General features: G+C 66.1%; 17 protein-coding genes. 8 read left to right on the top strand and 9 right to left on the bottom strand.

Translation table 11 applies throughout. The annotated features are described in order from the left end of the window. The first annotated feature begins 176 nt into the window (after nucleotides 1-176). On the top strand, nucleotides 177-2,375 hold the full coding sequence (katG, locus tag AC6LJ9_RS02650) for a catalase/peroxidase HPI (protein ID WP_498146339.1): 2,199 nt from the start codon (nucleotides 177-179) through the stop codon (nucleotides 2,373-2,375). 66 nt (nucleotides 2,376-2,441) lie between these two features. On the opposite strand, the gene AC6LJ9_RS02645 is transcribed toward katG, so the two are convergent. From AC6LJ9_RS02645 to AC6LJ9_RS02630, 4 genes are all read right to left on the bottom strand, one after another. After that, the gene (locus tag AC6LJ9_RS02645; RefSeq protein WP_498146338.1) at nucleotides 2,442-4,217 is read right to left on the bottom strand and encodes an ATP-binding response regulator; all 1,776 of its coding nucleotides are present in this window, start codon (nucleotides 4,215-4,217) and stop codon (nucleotides 2,442-2,444) included. A gap of 68 nt (nucleotides 4,218-4,285) precedes the next feature. Then, the gene (locus AC6LJ9_RS02640) at nucleotides 4,286-4,900 is read right to left on the bottom strand and encodes an ATP-dependent Clp protease proteolytic subunit (RefSeq protein ID WP_498146337.1); all 615 of its coding nucleotides are present in this window, start codon (nucleotides 4,898-4,900) and stop codon (nucleotides 4,286-4,288) included. Nucleotides 4,901-4,979: 79 nt separating this feature from the next. Continuing rightward, the gene (locus tag AC6LJ9_RS02635) at nucleotides 4,980-5,351 is read right to left on the bottom strand and encodes an SRPBCC family protein (protein WP_498146336.1); all 372 of its coding nucleotides are present in this window, start codon (nucleotides 5,349-5,351) and stop codon (nucleotides 4,980-4,982) included. Beyond that, complete coding sequence (locus AC6LJ9_RS02630; protein ID WP_103271812.1) at nucleotides 5,348-5,662, bottom strand: ArsR/SmtB family transcription factor; 315 nt, start codon at nucleotides 5,660-5,662, stop codon at nucleotides 5,348-5,350. The genes AC6LJ9_RS02635 and AC6LJ9_RS02630 overlap by 4 nt, the downstream gene beginning before the upstream one ends. 76 nt (nucleotides 5,663-5,738) lie before the next feature. Between AC6LJ9_RS02630 and AC6LJ9_RS02625 the strand changes: the two genes are divergently transcribed. Next, nucleotides 5,739-6,113 (top strand): hypothetical protein, encoded by a 375-nt coding sequence (locus tag AC6LJ9_RS02625; protein WP_498146335.1) that lies wholly within the window; start codon nucleotides 5,739-5,741, stop codon nucleotides 6,111-6,113. Nucleotides 6,114-6,246: 133 nt separating this feature from the next. On the opposite strand, the gene yidC is transcribed toward AC6LJ9_RS02625, so the two are convergent. The 4 genes from yidC to rpmH form a co-directional block, all read right to left on the bottom strand. Then, entirely contained in the window at nucleotides 6,247-7,941 is a 1,695-nt protein-coding gene (gene yidC / locus AC6LJ9_RS02620; RefSeq protein ID WP_498146334.1) for a membrane protein insertase YidC, read from the bottom strand. 49 nt (nucleotides 7,942-7,990) lie between these two features. Beyond that, nucleotides 7,991-8,278: a membrane protein insertion efficiency factor YidD gene (yidD, locus tag AC6LJ9_RS02615; RefSeq protein ID WP_498146397.1), complete on the bottom strand. Its 288-nt coding sequence runs from the start codon at nucleotides 8,276-8,278 to the stop codon at nucleotides 7,991-7,993. A gap of 74 nt (nucleotides 8,279-8,352) precedes the next feature. After that, complete coding sequence (locus AC6LJ9_RS02610) at nucleotides 8,353-8,724, bottom strand: ribonuclease P protein component (RefSeq protein ID WP_103276256.1); 372 nt, start codon at nucleotides 8,722-8,724, stop codon at nucleotides 8,353-8,355. A gap of 109 nt (nucleotides 8,725-8,833) precedes the next feature. Then, entirely contained in the window at nucleotides 8,834-8,968 is a 135-nt protein-coding gene (gene rpmH, locus AC6LJ9_RS02605; RefSeq protein WP_006228069.1) for a 50S ribosomal protein L34, read from the bottom strand. A 360-nt stretch (nucleotides 8,969-9,328) separates the two neighbouring features. Here rpmH and dnaA point away from each other — a divergent pair, with 360 nt between their 5' ends. The 5 genes from dnaA (at nucleotide 9,329) to AC6LJ9_RS02580 (ending at nucleotide 16,475) form a co-directional block, all read left to right on the top strand. Further along, complete coding sequence (dnaA, locus tag AC6LJ9_RS02600) at nucleotides 9,329-10,777, top strand: chromosomal replication initiator protein DnaA (protein WP_498146333.1); 1,449 nt, start codon at nucleotides 9,329-9,331, stop codon at nucleotides 10,775-10,777. 2 nt (nucleotides 10,778-10,779) lie between these two features. Next, nucleotides 10,780-11,889, top strand: a complete 1,110-nt coding sequence (gene dnaN / locus AC6LJ9_RS02595; protein WP_498146332.1) for a DNA polymerase III subunit beta — start codon at nucleotides 10,780-10,782, stop codon at nucleotides 11,887-11,889. A 94-nt stretch (nucleotides 11,890-11,983) separates the two neighbouring features. After that, entirely contained in the window at nucleotides 11,984-14,431 is a 2,448-nt protein-coding gene (gene gyrB / locus AC6LJ9_RS02590; protein ID WP_103271817.1) for a DNA topoisomerase (ATP-hydrolyzing) subunit B, read from the top strand. Between the two features lie 350 nt (nucleotides 14,432-14,781). After that, on the top strand, nucleotides 14,782-15,123 hold the full coding sequence (locus AC6LJ9_RS02585; RefSeq protein WP_498146331.1) for a helix-turn-helix domain-containing protein: 342 nt from the start codon (nucleotides 14,782-14,784) through the stop codon (nucleotides 15,121-15,123). Nucleotides 15,124-15,134: 11 nt separating this feature from the next. Then, nucleotides 15,135-16,475 carry a type II toxin-antitoxin system HipA family toxin gene (locus AC6LJ9_RS02580; RefSeq protein WP_498146330.1) on the top strand — a complete coding sequence of 447 codons (1,341 nt, stop codon included), beginning with the start codon at nucleotides 15,135-15,137 and terminating at the stop codon, nucleotides 16,473-16,475. Between the two features lie 79 nt (nucleotides 16,476-16,554). Here the strand turns inward: AC6LJ9_RS02580 and AC6LJ9_RS02575 are convergent, their stop codons facing one another. After that, nucleotides 16,555-17,478, bottom strand: a complete 924-nt coding sequence (locus tag AC6LJ9_RS02575; RefSeq protein WP_498146329.1) for a LysR family transcriptional regulator — start codon at nucleotides 17,476-17,478, stop codon at nucleotides 16,555-16,557. Between the two features lie 318 nt (nucleotides 17,479-17,796). Between AC6LJ9_RS02575 and AC6LJ9_RS02570 the strand changes: the two genes are divergently transcribed. Continuing rightward, the gene (locus AC6LJ9_RS02570) at nucleotides 17,797-18,483 is read left to right on the top strand and encodes a hydrolase (RefSeq protein WP_212314581.1); all 687 of its coding nucleotides are present in this window, start codon (nucleotides 17,797-17,799) and stop codon (nucleotides 18,481-18,483) included. Nucleotides 18,484-18,514: the final 31 nt, after the last annotated feature.

Here is an 18,514-nt window from a genome sequence, read left to right as displayed (position 1 = left end):
AGTGGTGACCACTACTCGCAGCACGCCCAGCAGATATACATGGTTGATGAAAGTGATCAAAGCATAGTGATGAGCTATTGATCGTATTGCAGCAATCAAATATTTCTGCACGGTGCTCTCGCGTATAGTCGTTTGGACCGGCCCGCCCGGCCGTCCATCACTGAAGGAGAGCGCCCATGTCGAGCGAAGCGAAATGCCCTTTCAACCATGCTGCCGGCGGCGGTACGACGAATCGTGACTGGTGGCCCAACCAGCTGCGGCTGGATCTGCTGAGCCAGCATTCCAGCAAGTCCGATCCGATGGACAAGGACTTCAACTACGCGCAAGCCTTCAAGAGCCTGGACCTGGCTGCGGTGAAGAAGGACCTGGCCAAGCTGATGACCGATTCTCAGGACTGGTGGCCCGCCGACTTCGGCCACTACGGTCCGCTCTTCATCCGCATGGCCTGGCACAGCGCCGGCACCTACCGCATCGGCGACGGTCGCGGCGGCGCGGGACGCGGCCAGCAGCGCTTCGCGCCGCTCAACAGCTGGCCCGACAACGTCAGCCTGGACAAGGCCCGCCGCCTGCTGTGGCCCATCAAGCAGAAGTACGGTCGCAAGATCTCCTGGGCCGACCTGCTCATCCTGACCGGCAACGTCGCGCTGGAGACCATGGGTTTCAAGACCTTCGGTTTCGCGGGCGGCCGGGAAGACAGCTGGGAACCCGACCAGGACGTCTACTGGGGCAATGAGAAAACCTGGCTGGGCGGCGACGTGCGCTACGGCAAGGGCGAAGGCAAGAACCCGTCGGGCCGCAACCTGGAAAACCCGCTGGGCGCGGTGCAGATGGGCCTGATCTACGTGAACCCGGAAGGCCCGGACGGCAATCCGGATCCGGTCGCGGCCGCGCATGACATCCGCGAGACCTTCGCGCGCATGGCCATGAACGACGAGGAAACCGTGGCGCTGATCGCCGGCGGCCACACCTTCGGCAAGACGCACGGCGCCGGCCCGGCGTCCAATGTGGGCGCCGATCCCGAGGACGCGGGACTGGAGCTGCAGGGCCTGGGCTGGCAGAGCAGCCATGGCACCGGCAAGGGCGCGGACGCTATCACCAGCGGCCTGGAAGTCACCTGGACCACCACGCCGACGAAATGGGGCAACGGCTTTTTCCAGAACCTGTTCGGCTATGAATGGGAATTGAGCAAGAGCCCGGCCGGCGCGCACCAATGGGTCGCCAAGAACGCCCAGGCAACGATTCCGCACGCCTTCGACGCGTCGAAGAAGCTGCTGCCGACCATGCTGACCACGGACCTGTCGCTGCGCTTCGACCCGGCCTACGAGAAGATCTCGCGCCGCTTCATGGACCATCCCGAGGAACTGGCCGAGGCCTTCGCCCGCGCCTGGTTCAAGCTGACCCACCGCGACATGGGGCCGCGCGCCCGCTATCTGGGCCCGGAAGTGCCGGCCGAGGAACTGATCTGGCAGGATCCCATCCCCAAGGTCAACCACCCGCTGGTCGACGACCAGGACGTGGCGGCGCTCAAGCAGAAGGTGCAGGCCAGCGGCCTGTCGGTGTCCGAGCTGGTGTCCACCGCCTGGGCGTCGGCGTCCACCTTCCGCGGCTCCGACAAGCGCGGCGGCGCCAATGGCGCGCGCATCCGCCTGGCGCCGCAGAAGGACTGGGCGGTCAACCAGCCGGCGCAGCTGGCCAAGGTGCTGAAGGCGCTGGAAGGCATACAGGCCGACTTCAACCGCGCGCAGTCCGGCGGCAAGAAGATCTCGCTGGCCGACCTGATCGTGCTGGCGGGCTGTGCGGGCGTGGAGCAGGCGGCCAAGAAGGCCGGCGTCGACGTTACCGTGCCCTTCGCGCCGGGCCGCATGGATGCTTCCCAGGAACAGACCGACGTGGATTCCTTCACGCCGCTGGAGCCGGTGGCCGACGGTTTCCGCAACTACCTGAAGACGCGCTTCGCGGTGCCGGCAGAGGCGTTGTTGATCGACCGCGCGCAGTTGCTGACCCTGACCGCGCCCGAGATGACCGTGCTGGTCGGCGGGCTGCGCGTGCTGGAGGTGCAGACGGGCCAGGACCGCCGCGGCGTCTTCACCGACCGGCCGGGCGCGCTGAGCAATGACTTCTTCCGCAACCTGCTCGACATGGGCACGGAGTGGAAGCCGCTGTCGCCCGAGCGCGAGGCCTTCGAGGGACGTGACCGCAAGACCGGTCAGCCCAAGTGGACGGGCAGCCGTATCGACCTGCTGTTCGGCTCGCATTCGCAGCTGCGCGCGCTGGCCGAGGTCTATGCCAGCGAGGACGCGCAGCAGAAGTTCGTGCGCGACTTCGTCGCCGCCTGGGTCAAGGTGATGAACCTGGACCGCTACGACCTGGCCTGAGGCCTGGCGCGGAACCTGGTCCGGGCGGCGGCCGGATCCCGAGGCTGACGTCCGGGATCCGGCGCTTCAGGCCAGCAGGCGCGCGATGGTGCTGCGCAGCCGGTCCGGATCGACCGGCTTGTTCTGCATGGGCCAGCCATGTTCGGCCACTTCGGCCAGGCGCTGCGGGTCGGTGTCGCCGCTGACCAGCAGCGCTGGAATGGCCTCGTCGTTGTATTCCTCGTGCAGGCGCTTGATGGCGTCGATGCCCGTCTGGTGTTCGCGCAGGCGGTAGTCGCTGATGATCAGCGAGACGCGGTCCATGTCCTGCGCGGTCTGCAGCAGCAGCTCGTCGACGCTGCCGGCCGCCAGCACGCGGTAGCCCCACCCTTCCAGCAGCAATTGCAGGCCGAGACGGCTTTGGACGTCGTCTTCGATGACCAGCACCAGTGGCTCGCCGGCGTGCGTCGGCAAGGCGGCGGGCTGCGGTTCGTCCGCCAGGGCCGGGGCCTGCGCCTGGGGATCGGCCAGCGGCAGCGTCAGGCTGAACATGGTGCCGCGACCGGGCCAGGAGCGCAGGCCGAGCGCATGGCCGAGCAGCCGGGCCGTGCGTTGCACGATGGCCAGTCCCAGCCCCAGGCCCTTGCTGCGGTCGCGTTCGGGGTTGCCCAACTGATGGAATTCCCAGAAGACGCGTTCCTGCTCGTGCAGGGGAATGCCCGGGCCGCTGTCCCAGACCTCCACGCGCAGCGCGTCGCCGTCGCGGCGGCAGCCGACCAGCACGCCGCCGCGCTCGGTGTGATGGACGGCGTTGTGGATCAGGTTGCGCAGGATGCGCTCCAGCAGCGCCGGGTCGGACAAGACCGTGGCCGCGAGCGGCCGCACGCGCAGGCGCAGCGACTTTGCCAGCGCCTGCGGCGCGAACTCGTGATGCAGGCGATCGAGCACGTCGGCGATCGCCACCGGCTGCACCTGCGGACGCACCACGCCCGCGTCCAGCCGCGAGAGGTTGAGCAGGCCATCGAACAGGCCGCCCAGCGCCTGCACCGCGCGCGAGATGCTGTCCACCAGCTGGCGGCTCTGCGCGGGCAGCGCATGGTCCTTCAGCACGCCGACGAACAGGCTCAGCGCATGCACGGGCTGGCGCAGGTCGTGGCTGGCGGCCGCCAGGAAGCGCGACTTGGCCAGGTCGCTGCGTTCGGCCGCCATCTTCTCGTTCTGCAGCCGCTGCAGCAGGTCCAGGTTCTCGAAGCGCAGGCTCAGCGAGTCCAGCTGCGTGCGATGCATGCGATGGGCGAAGGTCAGCGACACGGCCAGGTACAGCAGGCCCGCGACGCCCATCACCGTGAGCAGGGTCTGGTCCAGCATGGTCAGCATCAGCAGCATGGGCAGGAAGTACGGCAGCAGGAAGCTGTAGAGGACCGGCAGATCGATGCAGTACGCATAGATGGCGCCGGTGCCCATGGTCAGCAGCGCGATGATCAGGAACATCTGGTGCGGCAGGGGCACGTGCTGCAGCCAGTACGCCGTCGGCAGGCCCCAGGCCAGGCCGCTGGCCAGCACGCCGGCCAGCGTGATGCGGCGCCAGCGCCGCACCCGGGGATTGTCGTTGATGCCGGGCTCGCCCTCGGCCGGCCGGAAGCGGCGCATGGCATGCCAGCGCAGCGCCGACAGCGCCAGGTTGCCAATCGCCCACCAGGCCAGCTGTACATGCGGCACCACGTCCTGCAATGCCGCGATCATCAGGGCCATGGTCAGCAGCATGCCCACCAGGGTGAACGGCAGGTTGCGGCGCAGGACCACTACGCAGGCGGCGAAGACGGGGTCGCGGACGGGGGCGGGTTCGGGGCGGGCGGCGGGCATCGCGTTCGAGGCGGATGGGGAACGCGGACATTGTCGTCTGGTTCGCCGCGCCCGGCCAGGGGCGTTGTTCAGCCCCGCGCGTCCTCGCTCGCGCGGTCGCGGTACACGCGGTCGATCAGGCCCCACTCGATGGCTTCGTCGGCGGTCAGGTAGCGGTCGCGGTCCAGGCTGCGCTCGACGTCCTCATAGCTGCGGCCGCAATGCTCGGCGTACAGCCGGATGACGCGGTCCTTGGTGCGCTGCATTTCCTCGGCGTGGATCATGATGTCCGAGGCCTGGCCCTGGAAGCCGCCCAGCGGCTGGTGCACGTGCATGCTGGCGTTGGGCAGCGCGGCCCGTTCGCCCGGCTCGCCGGCCATCAGCAGCAGCGAGCCCATGGAGCGCGCCGTGCCCATGCACAGCGTGTGCACGGGCGACTTGATGAACTGCATGGTGTCGTACATGGCCAGGCCGCTGGTGATCACGCCGCCGGGAGAATTGATGTACAGGTGGATGGGCTTGCCGGGATTCTCGGCCTCCAGGAACAACAGCTGCGCGCACACCAGCGCCGAGACCGTGTCGTTGACCTCGCCGTTCAGGAACACGATGCGTTCGCGCAGCAGGCGCGAATAGATGTCGAACGACCGTTCTCCGCGGCCGGACTGTTCCACCACCATAGGGACGAGCTGCATCGCTCCGCTCATGAGCGAACTCCTTGTGTTGCTTGGGAAAGGGAGGCCGGGCGAGGCCCGGCGGCCGGCTTGGCGACCGTTCGGGCGGCCGCTAGGCGGCCAGCATCAGCCAGGGGCCGCCATCGTTGGCGGCCGGCCGCAGGCGGCGCTCCAGGCGCGCGTCAGCCAGCTCGTGGATGATCCTGAGCAGCGTGCCGCCCTCGCCGTCCGGCTCGATCTGGAAGGTGACCAGGCTTTCCAGGAACGGCGGCGCGTCGTCACGCATGCGGTAGCGGATTTCTTCCTCGTGGGTGACCGAGACGGGTTCGGGGTCGGACATCGCCACGTCGGGCAGCCACTGCTCGCGCAGCGCGGGGATGCTGACGGCGCGCCAGACCTGCGACGGGGGCGCGTCCAGCGCGTATTCGAGCACCAGCGCATCGGCCTGCTCGTCCTGCGTGTCCTGGGCGGGAGTGTCGTTCATTGGTCCATGTCCTTGAGCAAGGCCTTCAGGGCGTCCACGCGCGCCGGCCAGTAGGCGCGGTACTTCGACAGCCAGCCGGCGATCAGCGCCAGGCCGTCGGGATCGACTTCGTAGTTCACGAAACGGCCTTGCCGTTCTTCGCGCACCAGGCCGGCCTTGCGCAACACCGCCAGGTGCTGGGACATGGCGGACTGGCTGATGTCCATGCCCACCCGCAGGGCGCTGGCGTTCATGCCGCCGGGCGCCAGCTTCTCGAAGATGGCGCGGCGGGTTGGATCGGCCAGGGCCTTGAAGATGTCGTTCTCGATCATGACAACACATTAGCATTGACTAATGTGATTGGCAAGCGGGCTATCATGCCCAGCCTTACTTCTCCCCCTTTCGCGCATGTATCCGTACCTCTCCAAGTACGAATGGCTGGCCATGGCCGATGAGCTGTTGCGGCATCAGGCGCCCGACGTGGTGGACCTGTGCGTGCGCTTTTTCCTGGCCGAGTCGCGCGGTGTGTCCGACGGCCGGATCCGGGCGCTGCTGGCGCGTCGCTTCAAGCACTGCCAGCTGGGACGCACCCATCGCGATCAGCTGGTGGCCTGCATCGCCCGGCGCCTGACCGAGGGCGATTTCTCGGAGCAGTTCAAGGACCAGCTGCGCCTGGCCCTGCACCTGGACCGCCAGGCCATCCTGGCCGCCGCCGCCGGCTGCGCGCATCGGCGCTCGTATGTCCGGCAGTACGCGCTGTGGGTGCTGGCGCACGCGCCGTAGACAGCTGACGGTATTGCCCGCGGCATCATCCATGGTCCGTCGCGCGTCGAGGCGGCAGCGGTGGTTCCGGGGTGATGCAGCCATAAAAAAAACCGGCCCCTGGGGGCCGGTTCTTCATTGCCGTGGTCCGCGATCAGCGGCTTGCGGCGGCTTCGCTCTTGCGCTGGATGGCCCGGGTGATGGACCACTGCTGCAGGATCGACAGCGTGTTGTTCACGCACCAGTACAGCACCAGGCCGGCCGGGAAGAAGAACATCATCCCGCCGAACACCAGCGGCATGATCATCATGACCTTGGCCTGGACGGGGTCCGGGGGCGTGGGGTTCAGCTTGATCTGCAGGAACATGGTGGCCATCATGATGGCGGGCAGAATGAAGAACGGGTCGCGGATCGACAGGTCGTGGACCCACAGGATCCACGGCGCGCCGCGCATTTCCACGCTGGCCAGCAGCACCCAGTACAGCGAGATGAACACCGGGATCTGCACCACCATCGGCAGGCAGCCGCCCAGCGGGTTGATCTTCTCGGTGCGGTACATCTCCATCATGGCGGCGTTGAGCTTCTGCTTGTCGTCGCCGTACTTTTCCTTCAGCGCCTGCAGGCGCGGAGCGACCTGCTTCATGCGGGCCATCGAGCGGTAGCTCGCCGAGGCCAGCGGGTAGAACAGCGCCTTGATCAGCACGGTCAGCGCGACGATGGTCCAGCCCCAGTTGCCCAGCAGCGAGTGCAGCCAGGTCATCAGCGTGAACAGCGGCTTGGCGATGATGGTCAGCCAGCCGTAGTCGACCACCAGCTCCAGGCCGGGGGCCAGCGCGGCCATGGCCTTCTGGTCCTGCGGGCCGACCCACAGGTGCGAGTCGACGCGCGACGCGGCGCCCGGGGCGATCTCGCCCACGGCCTCGATGCTGCGGGCCGCGTACAGGTTCTTCTGCACCTCGACCACTTCGTTGTTGCGCTGCTTGCCTTGCGGCGGCACCCAGGCGGTGGCGAAGTAGTGCTGGACGATGGCGATCCAGCCGTTGTCGGCCTGCTTGACGTAGCTGGCCTTCTTCTTTTCGATGTCGGCGAAAGTGACCTTCTGGAACTTGTCCTGTTCCGAGTAGACCGCGATGCCGGTGAACGTGTGATAGAAGCTGGACGTGTCGGCCGGATCGTTGCCGTCGCGCTCGAGCTGCAGGTACAGCGCGGGCTTCACGGCGGCGGCGCCGACGTTGGCCAGGTCGTGGCGCACGTCGATGTCGTAGCGGCCACGGTGCAGCGTGTAGGTCTTGGTGACCTTCAGGCCGCCGGACTCGCCTTCGAAGGCGACGACCAGGCTGTCGCCGCTGAGCTGGCGCTCGGTCGAGACCACGCGGAACGGCGTCTGGTGCGTGGGGAAGCTCTGGCCGTCGGGCGCGCCGACCACGCCGGTCTGCGCCACGTAGTTCAGGCCGGCGCTGCGGTCCAGCAGCACCGTCGGCTTGTCGGCCTGGCCGGTCGCCGGGTACTTCAGCAGCTCGGCGCGCACCAGCTGGGCGCCCATCGTGTCGAAGGTCAGGCGCAGCACGTCGGTGGTGACCACGACTTCCTCGGAACGGGCCGGGGCGGTAGCGGCCGAACCGGGCACCGCCGAGGTCGGGGCGGACGGCGTGGCATTGGCGGGCGCGTTCGGCACCGAGGGGGTGGCGTTGTTGCCGGCGGCGGCCTGTTGCTGGCCGTCGGCGGTGGCAGCCGCGGGCGCGGGCCCGCCGAACAGCGACGGCTTGCCGTTATGGATCTGCCAGTTGTTCCAAAGAAGCAACAGCGAGAAGGAAAAAATCATCCAGAGGACGGTTCGTCGGATATCCATTGGTGCCTACTGAAGTGAATACGGGCCAGCAAAGCCCGCCAGTTTAGCGTCAATCATGCCTGCTGCGGTGGCTGTGGGAGCAGCCCTCGCCGCACTTGGTTCCCTCGCCCGGCGCTTGTCGGGAGGGGGGAACCGGGTCCAGACCGCCCGGCGACCACGGATGGCAGCGCCCGATGCGCCGGGCCGCCAGCCAGAAGCCGCGCCAAGCGCCATGGCGTTCGATCGCTTCGATCGCGTACGCCGAGCAGGTGGGGGTGAAACGGCATTGCCGGCCGATCCAGGGACTCAAGAAAAAACGATAGAACCGGATCGGGGCGATGAGCAGCGTCGCCGCCAGGCCACGGCCGCCCCGGGGGCGGGCCGCCGGACATGGCGACGGGTCGGATTCTGGGGTGTCCGGCCCTGCCCCGCTCATCGCGCGATCCGCTCAAAGTGAGCGTCTACTTCGGCGCGAACCGTCTGTTTGAGCACGGTGAGCGTGGCGGGAGGCATCTTGCATTGCAGGCGCACGACGTAGTCTTTGGCCGGCAGCGCCAGGCGCCGATGGCGAAACGCTTCGCGGATGACCCGCTTGATGGCGTTGCGCGTGGAGGCGCGGGCGGCGAACCGCTTGGCGATGATCAGGCCCAGGCGGGCGCAGGCCTCCTGGCCGGGGGGGAGATCGTTGGGAGCGGCGCTCACAACGAAGAACGCCCCTCGGGCCAGACGCCGGCCTTTCAGCGCGGCGGCGAACTCGGAGGGGCGATGCAGCCGCGCCTCCGGGGGAAGCGTGGCGCGCGGCATGGACTGCAGGTCGGACGCTTGCGTCGGACCAGGCTGGGATTGCGAGTATTCCTGCAATGTGGCCGGTCCGGGCAAGAAGCCGGGGTTTCCGGAAAACCGGAACCCGGACTTAGACGGCCAGGCGCTTGCGGCCCTTGGCGCGGCGGGCGCTCAGGATGGCGCGGCCGGCGCGGGTCTTCATGCGCACGCGGAAACCATGGGTGCGCTTGCGACGGGTGACGGAAGGTTGGTAGGTGCGTTTCATGGACGATCCACAAAAAGAACAAAAGTCAGAAGGGACCTGCCCGGAGGGTTCCTGATCGCTGATCCACAAAGCGGGTATCTGCAAGAAGCGCGGCCGGCGGGCCGATAAGCATGCCGGCGGGGGCGCGATCTTGAGACGGGGCTTCGGGCCGGGATTTCCCCCGGGCGATATTCAGCAAGGCTCGTGTTCGAGGCCTTCTGCGAAACCTTCTGACAGACAGAATTCGGAAAAGCCCACCATTTCAGCAAGTTTTCCCTGTCTTGTCAAACAGTTAAGCGCCCGGTCAAGTGTCAGTCCCGTCCCGCCCTGTGGATAACCCGTGCCCAGGCAAGGTAGAATCGAGGTTTGAATAAGAGCGACATGAAAGAATTCTGGCAGACCTGCGTCAGTCGTCTTGAGCAGGAACTCCCCCCCCAACAAATCAGCGCGTGGATACGACCGCTGGTCCCGCTTGCGTACGACGAAACGCAGGCGGTGCTGCGCGTTGCCGCGCCCAACCGCTTCAAGCTGGATTGGGTGCGGAAGAATTTCTCCCACCAGATCGAAGCGTTGGCCGCGGAGTGGTTCGAGCGGCCGGTGCAGGTGCAGTTCGAGCTGCCCAGCCATGGCGCCACGCCCCGCATGCCGGTGGCTCCGCTGCGCCCTGCCGCGACGCAGGGCGCTGCGCCCACGGGGGGCGCGCCGCCGCCCGCTGCGGCGCCGCCGCCTGCGATGGTTGCGCAGACCGTCGCCGCTTCCAACGCGGCCGCCGCTGTCAACGCCGACGCCGCCAACATCGTGTACGAGCGCTCGCGCCTGAACACCGATCTGACCTTCGAAAACTTCGTGACCGGCAAGGCCAACCAGCTGGCCCGCGCCGCCGCGCTGCAGGTGGCCGAGAATCCCGGCACGTCCTACAACCCGCTGTTCCTGTACGGCGGCGTGGGCCTGGGCAAGACCCACCTGATCCACGCCATCGGCAATGCCATGGTCGCGGCCGGCACCGGGGTGCGCGTGCGCTACGTGCATGCCGACCAATACGTGTCCGACGTGGTCAAGGCCTACCAGCGCAAGGCGTTCGACGATTTCAAGCGCTACTACCATTCGCTGGACCTGCTGCTGATCGACGACATCCAGTTCTTCTCCGGCAAGAACCGCACGCAGGAAGAGTTCTTCTACGCCTTCGAGGCGATGGTGGCGCAGCGCAAGCAGATCATCATCACCAGCGACACCTATCCGAAGGAACTGTCGGGCATCGACAGCCGCCTGATCTCGCGCTTCGATTCCGGCCTGACGGTGGCGATCGAGCCGCCCGAGCTGGAAATGCGGGTGGCGATCCTGCTGCGCAAGGCCGAGTCCGAGGGCGTGCCCATGCCCGAGGAAGTGGCGTTCTTCATCGCCAAGCATCTGCGCAGCAACGTCCGCGAACTGGAAGGCGCGCTGCGCAAGGTGCTGGCGTATGCCCGCTTCCACGGCCGCGATGTGCTCACGGTGGACGTCTGCAAGGAAGCGCTGAAGGACCTGCTGTCGGTGTCCAACGGCCAGATCACGGTCGAGAACATCCAGAAGACCGTGGCGGACTTCTACAAGATCAAGGTGGCCGACATGTATTCGAAACGCCGGCCCGCCAATATCGCCTTGCCGCGCCAGGTCGCCATGTACCTGGCCAAGGAGCTGACCCAGAAAAGCCTGCCGGAAATCGGTGATCTGTTCGGTGGCCGCGACCACACCACGGTACTGCACGCCGTGCGCAAGATCTCCGATGCCCGCGCCAAGCAAGCGGAACTCAACCATACCCTGCACGTGTTGGAACAAACTCTAAAAGGATGAACATGCAACTCGTACAAACCACACGCGATGCATTGCTGAAACCGCTGTCGACTGTGGCGGGCATCGTCGAAAGACGCCATACCCTGCCCATCCTGGCGAACATCCTGATGCGCAAGGAAGGCAACAAGGTTGCCTTCATCGCCACCGACCTGGAAGTGCAGATCACCACGCATGCCGACTTCGGCGTGGGCCAGGACAACGAGTCCACCACGGTGGCGGCGCGCAAGTTGCTGGACATCCTCAAGGCCCTGCCCGACACGGGCGAGGTCAAGCTGGCGCTGGCCAGCAACAAGCTTTCCGTGCAGTCGGCCAAGAGTCGCTTCGCGTTGCAGACGCTGGCCGCCAGCGAGTTCCCCACCGTGGCCCAGCCCGAGCAGTGGGACGTATCGCTGTCGCTGCCGCAGCGCACGCTGCGCCACCTGTTCAACATGGTGCACTTCGCCATGGCGCAACAGGACATCCGCTACTACCTGAACGGCATGCTGCTGGTGTTCGAACCGGGCCGCGTGCGCGCCGTGGCCACCGACGGTCACCGCCTGGCGCACTGCTCCACCGAGGCCGACGGCATCAAGGAACGCCACGAAGTCATCGTGCCGCGCAAGACCGTGCTGGAAATGCAGCGCCTGCTGGAAGACTCCGACGAGCCCGTCTCCATCGACGTGGCGCCGGGCCAGATCCGTTTCCGCTTCGGCGACGTCGAGCTGGTGTCCAAGCTGGTCGAAGGCAAGTTCCCCGATTTCACGCGCGTGATTCCCACGAACTACTCGCGTCATTTCCTGGTCGGCCGCGAAGCGCTGCAAGGCAGCCTGCAACGCGCCGCCATCCTGACCACGGACAAGTTCAAGGGCGTGCGCCTGCAGCTGGCGCAGAACCAGATGAAGATCTCGTCCTCCAACGCCGAGCAGGAAGAGGCGCAGGAAGAAATCGACATCGATTACGGCCATGAGCCGCTGGACGTGGGCTTCAACGTCGGCTACCTGCTCGACGTGCTGTCGAACGTCAAGGTCGACAACATCCAGTGGTCGGTCATGCCCGACGCCAACGCGTCCGCGCTCATCACCCTGCCCGAAGACGACCAGTTCAAGTACGTCGTCATGCCCATGCGGATCTAATCCGCCATTACGTGGGTTTGTGCCGCCCGCGGGCCAGCGCGCCCGCCGGCGGTCCGGCCGCCAGGCCGTTCTTTAAAGCTTTATCGAAACAGACATGTCAGATCAGCAGAACACCACTCCCGAGAACAGCGGCTACGGCGCTGACTCGATCAAGATGCTCAAAGGGCTGGAGGCCGTGCGCAAGCGCCCCGGCATGTACATCGGCGACACGTCCGACGGCACCGGCTTGCACCACATGGTGTTCGAGGTCGTGGACAACGCCATCGACGAAGCCCTGGCGGGCTATTGCGACGACATCGTCGTCACGATCCACACCGACAACTCGATCTCGGTGACGGACAACGGCCGCGGCATCCCCACCGACATCCACAAGGACGACGAATTCCACCGCAGCGCGGCCGAAATCGTCATGACCGAGCTGCACGCCGGCGGCAAGTTCGACCAGAACTCGTACAAGGTCTCCGGCGGCCTGCACGGCGTGGGCGTGTCCTGCGTCAACGCGCTGTCCGAATGGCTGCGCCTGACCATCCGCCGCAACGGCGAAGTGCACCAGATGGAATTCCGCCAGGGCGAGCGCGTCGCGCCCCTGGCCGTGACCGGCACGACCGACAAGCGCGGCACCGAAGTGCGCTTCCTGGCCGACCCGATCATCTTCAACAACATCGAGTACCACTACGAGATCCTCTCCAAGCGCCTGCGCGAGCTCTCGTTCCTGAACAACGGCGTCAAGATCCGCCTGATCGACCAGCGCCAGGGCAAGGAAGAGAACTTCGCCTTCTCCGGCGGCGTGAAGGGCTTCGTCGAATACATCAACCGCAGCAAGACCGTGCTGCACCCGAACGTGTTCTCGGTCACCACCGAGTCCTCGGCCGGCGGCGTGACGGTGGGCGTGGAAGTGGCGATGCAGTGGAACGACAGCTACAGCGAAAGCGTGCTGTGCTTCACCAACAACATCCCGCAGCGCGACGGCGGCTCGCACCTGACCGGCCTGCGCGCGGCCATGACCCGCATCATCAACAAGTACATCACCGACAACGAGCTGGCCAAGAAGGCCAAGGTCGAGACGTCCGGCGACGACATGCGCGAAGGCCTGGCCTGCGTGCTGTCGGTGAAGGTGCCCGAACCCAAGTTCAGCAGCCAGACCAAGGACAAGCTGGTCTCCAGCGAAGTGCGCCCGGCCGTCGAAGAAGCCGTGGCCCGCACGCTGGAAACCTGGCTGCTGGAACACCCGAACGACGCCAAGGCGCTATGCGCCAAGATCGTCGAGGCCGCCCGCGCCCGCGAAGCCGCGCGCAAGGCGCGCGAGATGACGCGCCGCAAGAGCGTGCTGGAAGGCGCAGGCCTGCCCGGCAAGCTGGCCGACTGCCAGGAAAAAGACCCGGCGCTGTGCGAGCTGTACATCGTCGAGGGCGACTCCGCAGGTGGTTCGGCCAAGCAGGGCCGCGACCGCAAATTCCAGGCCATCCTGCCGCTGCGCGGCAAGGTGCTGAACGTCGAGAAGGCGCGCTTCGACCGCCTGATCGCCAGCGAGCAGATCGCCACGCTGATCACCGCGCTGGGCACCAGCATCGGCCCCGACTTCAACGTCGACAAGCTGCGCTACCACCGTCTCATCATCATGACCGACGCGGACGTCGACGGCGCGCACATCCGCACCCTGCTGCTGACGCTGCTGTACCGCCAGATGCCCGAGCTGGTGCAGCGCGGCTACGTCTACATCGCCCAGCCGCCGCTGTACAAGGTCAAGGTCGGCCGCGAAGAGCGCTACCTGAAGGATGACCAGGAAGAAGCGCAGTTCATGCTGCAGCTGGCCCTGAAGGACGCCGAGATCATCTCCGGCGGCAACATCATCCGCGGCGACGAGCTCAACGACCTGGCCCGCCAGTACGTGGCTGCCGACGGCGTGATCGCGCGCCTGTCGCGCGTGTTCGACCCGGCCGCGCTGTCGGCCATGGCCGAAGGCGTCGAGATCAACCTGGACACGGCCGAAGCCGCCGCCGACTCGGCCAAGCGCCTGGCCGGCGCGCTGCGCGACCCGGTCAGCGGCAATGGCGTGGAGATCGTGGCCGAGTTCGACCCGGCCACCGAGCGCCATCGCCTGTCGATCCAGCGCATGCACCACGGCAACGTGCGCGTCAGCATCATCGACGCGGACTTCATCAACGGCTCCGACTACGGCGTGCTGTCACGCGCCGCCAAGAGCTTCTCCGGCAAGGTCCTGCCGCGCTCGCTGGCCGCGCGCGGCGAAGGCGACAAGCGCAAGGAGCAGACCGTGTCCGACTTCCGCGAAGCCATGCTGTGGCTGCGCAGCGAAGCCGACCGCAGCATCTCCAAGCAGCGCTACAAGGGCCTGGGCGAAATGAACCCCGAGCAGCTGTGGGAAACCACCATGGACCCCAAGGTGCGCCGCCTGCTGCGCGTGCAGATCGAGGACGCCATCGCGGCCGACGAGGTCTTCACCACGCTGATGGGCGATGATGTGGAACCGCGTCGGAACTTCATCGAGGCGCATGCCTTGTCGGCGGGGAATATCGACGTGTAAGCGTGCGGGAGCGCTTGAGGGCTGGATATTTCTCAAGCAATCCGGATGGCAAGAAATGGGCTGCGTCGCAGCCCATTTTCTTTGGCGAGGCTGGATGGCGCCGGGAGCCTGGAAGGCTTCATCACCAGGCGCGGCGGGCAAGGCTTGCGGGCGGGATGATTCGCTGCGGGCTGGCACCGCACCCTTCGGCAAGGATTCCTGGATTCGTTGCCAGTCACAATGGTGTGCATCTAAAATCGAATATTAAGTAGTTTAGGATCGATTTAACGATCCTATTGTTCGTTTTTGATGCTTGGCTTAATATGTTCGTAAAATCAATCCATAAGTACTTATAGAGTGATTTAACAAGCATGAAGGTCTCTCAATCATCTGCGATTTCGCCAGAACTGGCCCGGCAGTCAGAGCAGATTGGCCAATTGCTGGCGCGTCTGCGCCAGGCCCGGCGCATCAAGCAGGCAGATGCCGCACTGCGTGCGGGGCTTTCCCGCAACACCGCCTATCGCCTTGAAAAAGGCGATCCAGGCCTGGCGTTCGGGCAGATCCTCCGATATCTGGACGCGATCTCTCCCGGCACGACGCTTGCCGGCCTGCTGGCCGAATCCGACCCTGCGCTCAAGGCGCTCGAATCTCGCGAGGCGACGCGGCGTGTGCGCGACCTGTCCACTTCAGAGCTGGCCAAGCTCGATTTTTGAGGGAGGCGCCCATGGCCAAGGACCGGGAAGTCGTGATCTTTGCCCACCTGGATGAAAGCTGGGTGCCGTGTGGCTTGCTGACCATGACGGAGGAAGGCGCCACACTCCTTGCGTCCAGCTACGCCTACGGGACGCGGTATCTCGACCGGCCGGGCGCCGTGGAGATCGATCCCGTGAGCCTGGGCACGCATGGAGCGCCGGTCAAAGGCAAAGTCCTGTTGCCCGTGAACGATTTGACAGGCTTTGGGGGCATTCGCGATGCCGCGCCAGATTCCTGGGGGCGGCGGGTTATCGAGGCCAAGCTCAAGGCGCCGGCTAATAGCCTGCGCGAATCCGACTATCTCCTGCATGCCGGGAGCAATCGGGTGGGCGCCCTGGATGTGCGGCCGAGCAGGGATTCGGAACCCCTGGAGGGGGCGGCCGGTCGCGTGCATGACCTGGAGCGCCTCCTGGCTGCCGCCGAGCGCATCGACGAGGGGTTGCCCGTACCGGCCCATCTCGAGCAGATTTTCATCCAGGGGTCGGCGCTTGGAGGTGCGCGCCCCAAAGCCACGGTCCGCGATGGCGCTGGATATCTGACGCTGGCCAAATTCCCCACTCGGAAAGACGTATTCGACATTCCCGTCATCGAGGCGGCGACATTGCGACTGGCCAGTGCGGCGGGTTTGAATGTGCCCGCGGTCGAGACGGTCATGCTGGACACGCGACGCGTCATGATGATCCGTCGATTCGACCGATACTGGCTCGACAAAGGTGTCGTGGCGGGCATGGGGACCGATCTCACGCTTGCGCCAGCGAACGGTCGCACCGAGCGTCGGATGGCCTTCGTCAGTGGCCTGACGATGGCCGGGTGCGATGAGTTGGAGTCGAATGCCAAGGCATACGCGGATCTGGCGGAAGCGGTGCGCAAGTACTGCCATCCGTCGGTGATCCGCCAGGACAGCGAAGAGCTGTACAAGCGCATGGTGTTCAACGTTCTGGTGAACAACGATGACGATCACCTGCGCAACCACGGGTTCATCTGGGATCCTGCCCTGCCGGGATGGCGCCTGAGTCCCCTGTACGACGTGCTGCCTAGGCCGGCCATGGCGGCCGATCGCTACTTGCACCTGGGCGTCGGGCCTGAAGGGCGAAGCGCGACGATGGACAATGCCTTGGCTGGCGCGGCCCGATTCTCCATTACTCCGACACGCGCGGGGCAATTGATTGCGCAGGTCTGGGCGATTGTCCGCGAATGGCGGGTGGTCTTCGCAGGGTACGGCGTGCAGGCGCAGGACATCGAGAAAATCGCCTCTGCATTCCGGCACATCGATGTGCTGAGCACTGTTGGTACGCGCAAGCTGATCGCTTGAGTCCGGCATTGATCGGTGTGCAGGACGCGCCAGGCCGCGAGCGTGGCGCGCGGCGCCCCGCAACGGGTCGCGCCCCACCCTACCCCTGCACGTCACTCGCCCAAGGCTGCGCCGTCAACCTCTCCGCCAGATACTCGATCAGCGCTTGCACCCGCGCCGGACGCCGCCTCCCCGGCGGCGTGACGATATGCAGCGCGATCGGATCGACCTGCCAGTCATCCATGGCCGTCTCCAGCGCGCCCGATTGCAGGTCTTCCCAGGCCAGGAACTCCGGCTGCAGCGCCAGCCCGCTGCCGGCGCGCAGGGCCGGCGCCAGGGCCTCGGCGTTGTTCACGTTCAGATGCACGGGCAGGGCCTGCGAGAACTCGCCGTGCGTCTCGTGGCGGAAGCGCCAGTTCGCGCCGTTGCGCGCGTACATGTATTGCAGGGCCGTGTGCTGCGCCAGGTCGCGCGGATGCCTGGGTCGGCCCGCGCGTTTGAAGTAGGCGGGCGAGCCCACCAGCAGGATGCGCACCGAGCACAGGCGCCGGGCCAGCAGCGTGGAGTCGACCAGATTCGAGATGCGCAGCGCCAGGTCGAAGCGTTCGGACACCAGGTCGGCCTGCTTGTCGCTGAACTCGATCTCCAGGCCCACGTCGGGATGCGCCTGCATGAAGGGCGGCAGCATCGGCGCCAGGTGCGTGACGCCGAAGGACATGGGCGCGGACAGGCGGATCTTGCCGCGCAGGCTGGTGGATTTCTCGGTCACCTCGGCCTCGACGGCCTCGCCCTCTTCCAGGATGCGCGCGGCGCGTTCCAGCGCCCCGTAGCCGGACTCGGTCAGCGACATGCTGCGCGAGGTGCGGTGGAACAGCATGGTCTTCATCTTGGTTTCCAGGCGCGTGATGGCCTTGGACACCGTGGCCTGGGACAGGGCCAGCTCGGTCGCCGCCTTGGCGAACGAGCCGGTGTCGGCGACCTTGGCGAAGATCGCCCACCCTTCCAGATCCGGCAGCTTGTTCATGTCTGATTCTCGCAATAACAGTCGCGTCGATGATAGCGGCTGCCTATGTGACGAACAAGAAAACATCGGCCTGTGGCGGGCCAGGAAAAAGTCCCTGTCACAGGGAGCATGCAAGAAATGGAAAGGATGGAATTCCACGGCGCGGATTCTCAGGCGCCGGGCCGATCCCTAATATGCCTCTACCGACAGACGACGTGCACGAAAGCTCCAAGCGGCGCTTCCGACACGATCTGACGGCGTGGGCCCAGGCGGTCCGCGCATCGCCCCGAATTCATGCCGCTGCATTCCCTGAACGATTTCCTGAAAGAGAGACCCGCCATGTCCGCCAACAAATACCTCGAAGTCCTGACCCCGCAGAACAGCCAGATCATCTTCATCGACCAGCAGCCGCAGATGGCTTTTGGCGTGCAGTCGATCGACCGCCAGACGCTGAAGAACAACGTGGTGGGCCTGGCCAAGGCCGCGCGCACCTTCAACATCCCGACCACCATCACCACCGTGGAAACCGACGGTTTCTCGGGCAACACCTTCCCCGAACTGCTGGCCGTGTTCCCCGACAACAAGATCCTGGAACGCACCTCGATGAACTCGTGGGACGACCAGAACGTGCGCGACGCGCTGGCCGCCAACGGCCGCAAGAAGATCGTGGTGGCCGGCCTGTGGACCGAGGTCTGCAACACCACCTTCGCGCTGTGCGCCATGCTGGAAGGCGACTACGAGATCTACATGGTGGCCGACGCCTCGGGCGGCACCTCGGCCGATGCCCACAAGTACGCCATGGACCGCATGATCCAGGCCGGCGTGGTGCCGGTGACCTGGCAGCAGGTGATGCTGGAATGGCAGCGCGACTGGGCCCGCCAGGAAACCTATGACGCCGTGACCGGCATCGCCAAGGAACACTCCGGCGCCTACGGCATGGGCATCGACTACGCCGTCACCCATGTGCACAAGCTGGCCGAGCGCGTGAAGCACGGCGAACGCATCGGCCCCAACCCGGCCAAGTAAGCCGCCCGCCGGGCCGGCGGTGGCGCTGCCA

The organism is Achromobacter sp. 1011811831, from assembly GCF_059760905.1.
Note: the sequence above shows the minus strand (reverse complement) of the source record. Positions and strands in the feature narration are given on the sequence as shown.